The organism is Bacteroides sp. (assembly GCF_019417265.1).
Lineage (GTDB): Bacteria > Bacteroidota > Bacteroidia > Bacteroidales > Bacteroidaceae > Phocaeicola.
Map to the genome: position 1 here is coordinate 10,487 of NZ_DXVR01000048.1, position 9,512 is coordinate 19,998.

The window sequence follows — 9,512 nt, forward strand, 5'->3', positions numbered from 1 at the left end:
CACTTTTGTTGCAGATTTCAAGCAGCTTTTATCGAAATACCCATCAGTAAGAACCCATTTATTAGGCTTTCCTCATAATTGGCAAATAGAGCCTTTGTGGAGATAAATTAATTGTCCTGTTTTATTAACAAAGTACAGAAGGTAAACCTGCCACATTTTTAATCGAATCAACATGAATCAGTGGTAATGATATGATAGCAGTCAACCCAAATCAGGAAAGGACAGTTCATTAGCCGTTCAGTGAACACGCACTGAACGGCCACTGAACGCCCGGTTAACAATATAACTCGCAAGGCTTGCCTGTTGATTTATGGTCAATTCTGGTGGTTGCCGTTACCAATTCTCCAAAACACGATTTTAGTCGCTGTAAATCAGTCATTTATAAATTCTTGTCTCGTGATACAAAATCAGCGAGGGACAAAAACGGGACAAAACCACGGAAAAATAAAGTCAAGAACACTTCGCCCGAAATATCCCTTGTGGAATACCTCTGTTTCGTTTGCAAAGGTACAAATTTGTCCCTTGAAAAACGAGGGGAAATCCCTATTTCTCTCATTCACAACTCATTTTCCTACCATTGTACCCCAAATGTGGTTATTGCAAACGGTTTTGACCTCAAACGGCTTGGTTTGCGAAAATTGGGTGTTAAATTTTGTTTTGCACTCTGTTGGACATTTTCAAAAACGAGAACTGGCAATAGAACCAAAGATTTGCCACCCTTATTGTCCAATCCTTGGTTTTGGGAATGTTTGAACGATAGACATTTGAAGATGCTGAATTTCAAGTGAGTGTCCGACCAATCTACCACATTGCAGCATGGTAAAATAGAACCAAAGAATTGAAAATCAGCACTTTTAATAAACTATAACGGCTACTTGAATATCATTGTCAACAATATACCTTTGCAGCCGAAATCGATAACGAAATAAACAAAATATCAGATTTATGACAGAAAAGAACGCATTAAAGATGAACCTCGACCATGAGCGCAAGATAGTGGAGCTTCAGTCGAGAGTGAACAAGTTGGAGAACCTTTGCTATATGACAAAGGAAGTGTTGAACCTTGAAGAGGCTTCCGCCTTTCTCGGCATTGCCAAGAGCACGCTCTACAAGATGATGCATCTTAACCAGTTGCCGTACTTCAAGCCTGCTGGCAAGCTCATCTTCTTTGAGAAGAAAGCCTTGCTTGACTGGGTGCGTGGAGCAAGAGCCATGTCGGAGGAGGAGATAAGACTGGAGGCTGCAAACCGTCTGAATGAAATGAACAATAGACCATAGCATCATGACGAAAGATGAACTTGTAAACAGTCTGCAAAAACGTGACCCTCTGTTGGCTAATGCGGTCAGCAATATGGTAGACTACATTTCCGACCGCTTTCCTGCTGCTTACCCAAGCAAGGAACAGACGGAATCCGTCAATACCTATCTTCATTCGGTCTATGCTGACGGTGACGGAACCATGTCGGAAAGAAACTGTGAGCATCAAAGAATAGCATCACATAAAATTACCATCAATGCCATACAAGTGCTTGACAGTCCCCAACTTGACCGACTGCAACATGTGCTTGACCATATCGCATACGACAAGGAGTTTTATATGCCAGAAAGAGGCTTCGGCATGAGGCGATAGTTTCTCTTTTTACGGCAGAGATTTTCCGCATGACAGTAACAAAACATTTACACAACTAATATCATACAACGATGAACAGTAATATTTTCAACAGCATTATCCTGAGTAACGAACAAGTGAACTATCTGATGGGTGGCACGGCTGGCATCAATCGCCTTTCATGCCTTTATCAACTCATTCAGATGGTGACACGACAGATTGAAACCTCAAATGAGGTTGGGGAATCCACAACCGCATTCCCTAACAAGGAGGATCCACCCATCAAGAATGGCGGTACTTCTCCAACACAACTTGCCAACAGTTCCTTTTCTTCCCTAACTTCTGGAAATGGCGATAATGGCGAGGAGGAAGATATTCCAGCGCCAAGCGTCTCTGACATGGAACTGGAGGCAGAAGCCAGAAGGCAATTCTTCAAACAACAGATGGAAGCGGAGGACGCTCCACAATTGCTGTTGCTTGGGTAATTTGAGAACCGTTATACTATAAGTCTGTGAACATGTGCAACCACAGTGCGTAGCGTGCTTGTGCGTAAACTCTGATAGCAGTGCTATGCAAGAAATACCAATGTCATACAAATGCACTTCATTTGTCCGTATGCCAATGGACTTCTTGAACGCTCGCAAGCTCGCATTGGGTTGCACACTTTTATAGAACCAATACTTGGTATGAATAAGAAAATTATAGAAAAGGAGGCACCGAAATACACGAGCCGCCTGATAGTAAGGCTGACACCGCAACTCCATAAGGAGATAGCGGAATATGCTGCTCTTTGCGGACTGACCACAAGCGCATACGCACGCAAGCGGTTGGAGGGAAAATATCCCAAACAACGCTTGACAGACAAAGAAATGGAGGCTTTGAACAGCCTATCGGATGCCAGGGGCGATATACAGAAATTGTTCGGCTTCCTCAAAGGTCGTCCGCTTACGGAACGTGAGAACATTCTCCGCAGCGAAATCTTCATGAAACGATGGAGAACAAGTGCAGAGGTAATATTGAACCGCATGATTGAGATAGAGAAATACTTAACACAATAGAACATACGACATATATGATAGCAAAAGCAAAAGTAATAAGTCATGGCGCAAATGCTATACGTTACTCAGTGGATAAGGACAAGGCAGAGATTGTTAAGACCAATCTCTTGCCCGATGATATTTTCCCAACGGCAATGTGGGCGAGAATACTTGCCTTGCAGAAGAAGTTTGAGGACAGGTTGAACCGTTATCGTCCGCTCAAACGTAACATGATACGCATTGAGGTTTCCCCAACCTCGGAGGAAACGCAAGGTTGGACGATGGAGGACTGGCAGAGGTTGGCGGATGACTTTATCCGTGCGTTTGATGCTGTTGACCTTTCAGCCAAGTCGAAGCGCAAGAGTGCAAAGGCAACCAACCTCAAAGACAGCCAATATGTAGTTGCGCTCCATCGTGACAGCAAGAGTGGCATTATGCACCTTCACATTGATGCGAACCGCATAGACATGAGGGGCAACGTGAATGATGCCCATTATATCTATGAGCGAGCGATGGCTGCTGCCGCCAAGGTTGGACAACAGCGTGGTTGGAAAGATGCACAAGAGGTTAGCCGCCAAAATAAGGAAGCGATAACCAATGATTGTCTTTCCGTTTTGGCCAAGATGCCGTACTTTGATTGGGGACTATACACAAAATGCCTCACACAAATGGGATATGATGTCAAACTGCAATCCGACAATAAAGGAAAAGTGCGTGGCTATGCCATCAAGCGAGGTAACTCCATTTATAAGTCCTCGGAACTTGGCAGAGGTCGTTGTCTGATGCCCTCAAAGATTGAAGGTACTTGGGCAAAGCTGCATCATCAAGAATTGGAGAAACCAGTTTCAACTCCAACAAAGAATACCCAATAGCCAAAGATTATGACTGTACCCAAACCCATGCCTACTGCGGACAACTCTCCAAAGATACGTCACTTCGACTTTTATACGGACGAGTTTCATCATTATCCTGTTGATATTCCTCAGAATTGTCTGGATGTCATCGACAAGAATATAGCTTTGGATGCCGACAATGTGTTTGCCAAGATTGGCGACGTGCAGAAGACCGCCATTCTTCTCTTTGCTGAATACATTGATGCTGCCACAACCATTGCCGCCCAGTCTGGCGGTGGCGGAGGTGGCGCAACCTCTGGTTGGGGACGAGACAAGGACGAGGATGAACTGTCATGGGCGCATCGTTACGCTATAATGGCTAATCGTCTGTGCAGACCTCGTAAGAAGCAAGGATATGGCAGATAACCGAATGTTCAACCAACAGCATTGAAACTATGCCAATAGGTAAAAGTAAAATCTCAGATATGAATTTCGGCTCTTTCGAGAATACGATTGACAAGAATATCGAAACAGACAAGGCATCGGACAAGTTTGACCAACAGCTTCAAGCCTACAAGGATGCTGGCAATAGCTTGACTTTGGCAAAAAGTGGCGTTGAAATGGCCACTGCTTCCATGCATGAAGCAAAAGACAAATTGAGTGAAGCCTCAAATAAAGCGAATACTGTCACCAAAGCTATTGAAGCCTACATCGGCAAAGTAAAAGACATAACTGTCAAAGCTAAGGTTGATGATGCCGATATGGAACAGGCAATCAACAACAGGAAGAAACTCATTGAGGATGAGTCCAAACTTCTTGAAGACCACCGAAAGGCTAATAAGGAAATCCTCACTCGCCATTTCTATGATATGTCTAATATGATGTCAAGGAATGAAGGTGTGTGGTTGTCAAATAGTTGGGTAAAGACTTTGCTTTGGATATTCTTGCCGTGTTTCCTTTATACAGTCATTTCAATTGTTTATCTTGTCGCATCCTATATAGACAAGTAAGCTGAGGATGGGTGATTAGAAGTCACCTCATCCCCCGCTTTGGACTGTCAATTCTTAATATCATCAAATGGTAAAGAATTGAATTTATCAAAATCAGAGTTGAATAATTTGTCTTGTATCACACGATACTTTTCAAATTCTGATTCTGCGAAACTTTTGGCAAATTCAGCAGAAACCTTTCCTGCATCATGTAATACGGCATCACCTCCAGCTTCAAGAATAATATCAATACGTTTAGCCCAATCTTCCATTGTCATTGGTATATGTCGATTTGCCATACGTTCAGCTAAATCAAGTACAGAGTTGACAAGTTTTCCCATATCTTCAAGTTCCACTTGTTTTAGATAGTTTTTGGCGATACTTACATCGGGTTTGACGATTTTACCATCAGGTGCATTTTCCCAAGTAGTCAATCCCATGTGTTCTTTCTCTGCATTGGCTCTTTCAACAATAAGTTCAGCTGCGGTATGCCCATGCACTGCATAATGCATCTTATTCTGAACTTTTTTATAAAACAGACGTGTGGTAGGTGCATCCTTATTGTAGTCAACAGCTGTAGCATATATATCTGTGAGCTTTTGGTAAAATTTTCGTTCACTCAATCTAATCTCACGTATTTCTGCTAACAAATGCTCAAAATAGTCCTCACCTATGAACGAGCCATTCTCCATACGCTTCTTGTCTATGATATAGCCCCGAAGCGAGAACTGCCGGATAACATAGGTACACCATTGGCGGAACTGAGTGGCACGGATGGAGTTGACACGATAGCCCACGGAGATGATGGCATCGAGGTTATAGAACAACGTGTTGCGTCGAACCTCTCTCGCACCTTCCTGTTGAACTACCGAGATTTTCTCGGTAGTTGCCTCCTTGTTCAATTCATTCGTATCATATATGTTCTTCAGATGCAAACCGATGTTGTCAGCGGAACAATCAAAAAGCACGGCCATGGCCTTTTGCGTAGCCCACACTGTTTCATCTTTATATAGCACTTGTATGCCTTGCTCCTTACCTTCTGCCACGAAAGTCAGGAACTCTGCCGTACTGTTTCGTATTTCAAATTTCTTTGCCATTATTGATTTCCTTTTGTGAATCTAAACACTGTAGTATATGATAATGTATTCAATGAATGCAATTCCTAACGTATAGTCCAATGCAAATGTTTTTTACTTCCATAAACTTCCTTTTTTGAATCTCCTGCAAGTGTTCGATTTTATATAATCCGGATTTTTGTCTAATTTTTCCTGTATATTTTTTGTTTTTGTTTTCCACAGATGTATGAGGAGGCCATCCTGCAATAGGGCCGATAGCAGGAACTTTGGCATAATTATAAAGAGACTCTGCATCGTTTTCTGCCCAGGAACGAAGTATCAATCTTTGTGTTTCCATATTCATCGCTACACAAGTAATTTATTGATTTCCTGCTGCAAGCGATCCAGAAACTTTGCAGCATGTGCCCCGTCCATTTGAGTGTGGTGGAATTGGAATGAAACCGTTAGTGTCGTTCTGAAGAAACCTTTATGGTACTTGCCCCATATCATAAACGGATTGTTGAAGATACCGCTGTACATACCTACCGCACCGTCAATTTCATATTGGGCCAGTGCGGAAGTCCCTATTACCATACTTTCTGTCAAATCGTGGTTCTCACAGCTTCGGACTACTTCCGTTGTCAATTTCAGATAATCTTCATTGAATAGCTGCAAATCATCAGAAAACGGCACATCACATGAACTGACCTCATTGTCCTTATTCATAACAATGGTATTAACCGCAATAGCATCATATTGCATCAATTTGTCTCCGACAGGCAGCATATAAAATTCCTTGATACTGCTTGCCGCTTTGCCGATGCACCAGCACATCAGCATATTGAATTTCATACCTGACTTTTTGCTGATTTTAACAAGACGACTGACATCCAAAATCTTGAAAAACGTAACCATTGGCATCGGGGCTTTCATCCAAAGCTCAAATGCATATGCACGGGTGGTTTCTTTGGGATTTATTTCTCTCATAGTGCGTATTTTAAATTTTTAATCATCTTTTTCAAATTGACCTCGTTCTCTTCTTCGGAAAAGTTCGGATCTTTCATGAATTTCTCACAAGGCAGTTTGGGACAGTTACCACAATGTTTTTTACCTTTATCTTTACAACACTGATAAATGGGGCAAATATCAGCTCCTACATATTCAACGAACTGTTGAGTGCTTCAAACTATTGAACCGATCACAATTTGTGACCAGTTCATTCATTTCTTCCTTAGTCAGTTGAAAACGAAAACGTTCAGGAAATCTCTCCATATTACGTTTTACAGTTTGATTTAACACCCTGGTTTCCACTCCATAAAGTTCAGCCAAGTCTCTGTCTATCATAATCTGCTTTCCACGAATAGACATTATTCGACTTTCTACAGGAGTGGTAACTACGACTTCATCATTTTGTAACTGGTCACAATTTGCGACCAGTTCTCCTTTATCTTGATGTTCTATATTATCCGCCATATTTCTATCTTTATTTTTGAGATCACAAATTGTGACCTTAAACGTGTTGTTACTTATTATTGCATTCAAAGGTAATGCTTTTAGCCTTTAAGCCACTATTGCACAACCCCTTTCTTTGAAAAGAACGTAAAATCAATAGTATTATTGCGGTGATTGTACTGTTAGTAATTGCTTAACTCGTTGCACCGTACTCACACTCTTACCACTCAACTTTGCTACATCCCGAATGGAGTATCTCTTGCTGAGCAAATCTATTAGCTGCCCATACATCGGTTGTCCGCTAAAATGTGTACCTATGTTCATAATTACTTGAATTAATAGTAACAAGAAACAAGGTAACTAAAAGAGCTAAATTCCAAGCAGGTGCATTACGGTTATGGCTCTAATTGATTATCTATGATGTTAAACGTGTCTGTTGATTCTACCCCTCTATTTACTATATTATATTCCATAGGGAATATGATTTCTTCGGCTGTAACAATAATAGGTCGTGGAGTACTATAATCGAACCAATAAAACTTTCCTGTTTCTATGTTTGTTAGTTTTTGCGCATAGCACCACGGACCAATTTCTTTTATTGTCAATTTATAATGTCCTGTTAAGTCTATCAAATCAGGATGACAGCCAAAAGAATCAACAGGCAGATTTCTCAGTGTGTCTTGAACATTCATGTCCAAATCTTCGAGACACATCTTAGTGGTAGTTGTACGGTTTTCAAAGGTACAATTACCAAGAACTATCATTATTGTTAAAAGTACAAAAGCTAATTTAATCTGTTTCATTTGTTTATTCTCATGCTACAATTCTTATTATTTATTCCATAGTTACCTTATCCTTTTTCAAAGCTAATCTTTCACTTAAGATTTCCATGACATACTTGGCGAGAAGTTGACTATTGCCTTTTACATCAAATGCCATAAGGCTCTGTTCATGACAAGGAGTCATTCCTCTACCATCATCAGCTTGTTGCCAAAGTTCTAAATGAATTATGCCTGTTTGAACATTCAACTTTACTATGCAAGCCACGGATTGTTGATAGTAACTTTTCAACGAACGTTCTTTAATAAACTTCAGATAAGCGGATGTGGAATTTATTGAAGTTCGTATGACCATACTACTTTTACCCAAACAGAAAAATATCGCATTGGCCAATTCTTCCTCGGATGCTGTAGCAGGAAGAAAGATAATTGGTTTATCTTCTACTTGGCATCCCTCAAAAATCCGATAGAGAGTTATCACCTTGAAACCTTTTGATGAAAAGGAAATGCAACAAGACTTTTTTCTATGGGAATAGAGAAGTTTGCAAAGCCAAAATTTTATTCTTTTACACATAAACATAGTGAATTCATATTTCTCCTTCCGAAGTTTATTTATAGCAAAGTTGAAATTTGCAACATATACTATTTGAAATCATTTTCACAAGGCGCATTATAATTACATGTTAATCGCCATCCATCTTTCAATAAAGATAACACCTCTTGAGATACAAAGATATTATTTTTCCTGGTAAAACATTTATTCATAGCTCTCAATATTTCTTTATAGATTTGCATGGCTTCGATTGAGCTATCAGTAAAGACAGCAACACGACCTGCTATTAAAACATTTTCTGCATTGTCGTATATTCCTCCAGTACTTAACTCAACACCTGTGGGATTAGATGCAAGATCTACGATGTAATGAAAAGAGCCATTTCTTTGTTTCACAATTCTATACTTCACCTCATTATTTAAGGGGAGCACCATGTATCTATTATCCAAAGAAATCCAATTGGCATAGCCTGTATGACCAAGTTTAGAAAAATTTGATATGGTGTTTTCTCTTCTTATCGCCTCCTGTTTAAATGCCCCCATCAGGGTATATTCTATTGGAATTCTTATTTCAACCATAGACATCATCTTGACTATATCAGCTTTCGTTAGAAAGAATATTTGCTGCTTGCTTTTATAATTAAGGCTCATATTGTCCATTTTGTTTTCTGCCTTTTTCTTCCACCTGTACGCCAAAACGAAAGCAATGACAACGACAAGTATTACGATAAACAATGTCTGTTGCATAATCATTATTTTCTGTATGTCTATTATAAAAATCTGCGTAAAAATATAATTAAGAATATCACAAAAAGAATAAAGCCACATCCCCATGCCCGATTTGACATTTCATTTTCAAAATTAGATAATTCTGTTGCTTTTTTTTTCGATTTACTACCTTCATAAAGGGTTCGGTAAGAAATCTTGCGATGCCTTACAAAGCGTAGCCATAGATAGCGTAAGCCTGTACCGATACGAAGAATAATAATATTCCCCAAATAATATCTGAAAAGTTCTTCCATACTCAATAGAGAGCTCTGATTTTTTCTTATTCCCTGTTGATTCTTTCCTCCAATTCGTCTGGTGTAAGTATCTCCATCTTGGAGAAACCAAACCACTTCTTGCCCAAGTCCTTTATGGATGCTCCTATATGATACACATCATCGTCTATACAAAGGAAGCGGTCATGTGATAAACGGAATGTTT

13 protein-coding genes and 4 pseudogenes are annotated in these 9,512 nt (G+C 40.1%); 6 read left to right on the top strand and 11 right to left on the bottom strand.

Going from position 1 to position 9,512, the window contains the following annotated elements:
- The first annotated feature begins 945 nt into the window (after positions 1 to 945).
- From QZ379_RS07450 to QZ379_RS07475, 6 genes and pseudogenes are all read left to right on the top strand, one after another.
- Positions 946 to 1,278, top strand: a complete 333-nt coding sequence (locus QZ379_RS07450) for a helix-turn-helix domain-containing protein (protein WP_291562587.1) — start codon at positions 946 to 948, stop codon at positions 1,276 to 1,278.
- Between the two features lie 4 nt (positions 1,279 to 1,282).
- Positions 1,283 to 1,630: a hypothetical protein gene (locus QZ379_RS07455; RefSeq protein WP_291562590.1), complete on the top strand. Its 348-nt coding sequence runs from the start codon at positions 1,283 to 1,285 to the stop codon at positions 1,628 to 1,630.
- 71 nt (positions 1,631 to 1,701) lie between these two features.
- Positions 1,702 to 2,094 (top strand): hypothetical protein, encoded by a 393-nt coding sequence (locus QZ379_RS07460; protein WP_291562594.1) that lies wholly within the window; start codon positions 1,702 to 1,704, stop codon positions 2,092 to 2,094.
- Positions 2,095 to 2,295: 201 nt separating this feature from the next.
- Positions 2,296 to 2,667, top strand: coding sequence for a hypothetical protein (locus QZ379_RS07465; RefSeq protein ID WP_062695634.1), 372 nt, complete (start codon positions 2,296 to 2,298; stop codon positions 2,665 to 2,667).
- A 14-nt stretch (positions 2,668 to 2,681) separates the two neighbouring features.
- A pseudogene (locus QZ379_RS07470) lies at positions 2,682 to 3,905 on the top strand (relaxase/mobilization nuclease domain-containing protein).
- 59 nt (positions 3,906 to 3,964) lie between these two features.
- Positions 3,965 to 4,489 (top strand): hypothetical protein, encoded by a 525-nt coding sequence (locus tag QZ379_RS07475; RefSeq protein WP_291562605.1) that lies wholly within the window; start codon positions 3,965 to 3,967, stop codon positions 4,487 to 4,489.
- Positions 4,490 to 4,536: 47 nt separating this feature from the next.
- Here QZ379_RS07475 and QZ379_RS07480 read toward each other — a convergent pair whose 3' ends face one another.
- The 11 genes and pseudogenes from QZ379_RS07480 to QZ379_RS07525 form a co-directional block, all read right to left on the bottom strand.
- Positions 4,537 to 5,565 (bottom strand): virulence RhuM family protein, encoded by a 1,029-nt coding sequence (locus QZ379_RS07480; RefSeq protein WP_217758601.1) that lies wholly within the window; start codon positions 5,563 to 5,565, stop codon positions 4,537 to 4,539.
- A gap of 190 nt (positions 5,566 to 5,755) precedes the next feature.
- A pseudogene (locus tag QZ379_RS07485) lies at positions 5,756 to 5,887 on the bottom strand (N-acetyltransferase); the annotation flags it as partial.
- A gap of 2 nt (positions 5,888 to 5,889) precedes the next feature.
- Complete coding sequence (locus tag QZ379_RS07490; RefSeq protein ID WP_040597061.1) at positions 5,890 to 6,510, bottom strand: CatA-like O-acetyltransferase, family 2; 621 nt, start codon at positions 6,508 to 6,510, stop codon at positions 5,890 to 5,892.
- On the bottom strand, positions 6,507 to 6,668 hold the full coding sequence (locus QZ379_RS12755) for a DUF3795 domain-containing protein (protein WP_366933587.1): 162 nt from the start codon (positions 6,666 to 6,668) through the stop codon (positions 6,507 to 6,509). The genes QZ379_RS07490 and QZ379_RS12755 overlap by 4 nt, the downstream gene beginning before the upstream one ends.
- 16 nt (positions 6,669 to 6,684) lie before the next feature.
- Positions 6,685 to 6,996, bottom strand: a complete 312-nt coding sequence (locus QZ379_RS07495) for an ORF6N domain-containing protein (protein WP_291562617.1) — start codon at positions 6,994 to 6,996, stop codon at positions 6,685 to 6,687.
- Positions 6,997 to 7,137: 141 nt separating this feature from the next.
- Positions 7,138 to 7,263, bottom strand: a pseudogene (locus QZ379_RS07500) (DNA resolvase); the annotation flags it as partial.
- A gap of 107 nt (positions 7,264 to 7,370) precedes the next feature.
- Complete coding sequence (locus QZ379_RS07505) at positions 7,371 to 7,739, bottom strand: hypothetical protein (protein WP_291562620.1); 369 nt, start codon at positions 7,737 to 7,739, stop codon at positions 7,371 to 7,373.
- Positions 7,740 to 7,809: 70 nt separating this feature from the next.
- Positions 7,810 to 8,235 carry a hypothetical protein gene (locus QZ379_RS07510; protein ID WP_153113955.1) on the bottom strand — a complete coding sequence of 142 codons (426 nt, stop codon included), beginning with the start codon at positions 8,233 to 8,235 and terminating at the stop codon, positions 7,810 to 7,812.
- A gap of 161 nt (positions 8,236 to 8,396) precedes the next feature.
- On the bottom strand, positions 8,397 to 9,053 hold the full coding sequence (locus QZ379_RS07515) for a hypothetical protein (RefSeq protein ID WP_291562627.1): 657 nt from the start codon (positions 9,051 to 9,053) through the stop codon (positions 8,397 to 8,399).
- 23 nt (positions 9,054 to 9,076) lie between these two features.
- Positions 9,077 to 9,328, bottom strand: a complete 252-nt coding sequence (locus tag QZ379_RS07520) for a hypothetical protein (RefSeq protein ID WP_291562630.1) — start codon at positions 9,326 to 9,328, stop codon at positions 9,077 to 9,079.
- 26 nt (positions 9,329 to 9,354) lie between these two features.
- Positions 9,355 to 9,512: pseudogene (locus tag QZ379_RS07525) on the bottom strand (ORF6N domain-containing protein); the annotation flags it as partial.